Source organism: Microcoleus sp. K1-B1, assembly GCF_036704705.1.
In the GTDB taxonomy this organism is placed as follows: domain Bacteria; phylum Cyanobacteriota; class Cyanobacteriia; order Cyanobacteriales; family Microcoleaceae; genus Microcoleus.
The window spans coordinates 1-1,014 of the sequence record NZ_JAUBSH010000218.1 but is presented as its reverse complement, the minus strand read 5'-3'; the positions used below and the strand labels follow the sequence as shown (position 1 = coordinate 1,014).

Genomic DNA, 1,014 nt, shown 5'->3' with positions numbered 1-1,014 from the left:
CGCTGGTATTTATAATTATGAACTTTCTTTAAAGACTAAATTAGAGAGCGCCTGAGACTTTCGCAAGAGGTCTAGTATCTTAGGCTCTCGATCTTCTGATCGAGAAAGCCTGCATTAACAAGGCTAGTATTCAATTGCCTGTCAGGTTCTTTAATAGAAAGGAGTACATCGGGAGCAAACAATGACATCAACAGTCTTAGGTATAGACATCAGTAAAAAAGACTTTCATGTCTCATTACTGAGAGAAGGTCGTGCAACTAAACCCAGGAAGTTTACGAACAATACTCAAGGGTTTGAGAGTTTGCATAACTGGCTCAAACAACAAAGTGTAGTCGAACTCCATGCTTGTATGGAAGCTACTAGCATTTATGGCGAAGCCTTAGCCGAATTTCTTTATGGAGAAGGCTTTCAGGTAAGTATCGTCAATCCAGCGCGGATTAAAGGGTTTGCCAAAAGCGAACTTCTGAGAACTAAAACAGACTCCGTAGATTCCGCATTAATTGCCCGTTTTTGTGCGGCGATGAAACCCTCATTATGGACTCCTACTGCGCCTGAAGTCAAGGAATTACAAGCCCTGTTACGGAGGCTCGAATCAGTCACAGAAATGATGACGAGCGAACGTAATCGTTTGGAAACGGCTACACCAACTGTTGCTACCCTGACTCTAGAACATTTGGAGTATCTACAACAACAGCAAGAACTAATCAAGCAATTGATTAGTGACCATTTTCAGCAACACCCACATTTAAAACAACAGCGTGACTTGTTGACCTCAATTCCTGGCATTGGCGATTTAACAGCTTCTATATTATTAGCTGAAATTGGCGATGTTTCCGATTACGATAATGCTCGTCAATTAGCAGCTTATGCTGGTTTAACACCGAGCGAACGCACTTCTGGGACTTCGGTTAAGGGCAAAACTCGTTTGTCTTGTACAGGTAAGTAGGTCGGCGCAAAAAAACCGAACTATGTTAAGATAAGTAAACAAAAAGAATATATCTACTGAGGTAACTC

General features: G+C 41.6%; 1 protein-coding gene. It reads left to right on the top strand.

Annotated features, from left to right (window positions below):
• Positions 1–181: 181 nt before the first annotated feature.
• Positions 182–946: a transposase gene (locus QUA83_RS30500; protein WP_333297957.1), complete on the top strand. Its 765-nt coding sequence runs from the start codon at positions 182–184 to the stop codon at positions 944–946.
• Positions 947–1,014 lie beyond the last annotated feature (68 nt).

Coding starts and splice junctions, on each gene's coding strand:
- QUA83_RS30500 (WP_333297957.1), top strand. CDS start 182: ATGACATCAACAGTCTTAGGTATAGACATCAGTAAAAAAGACTTTCAT.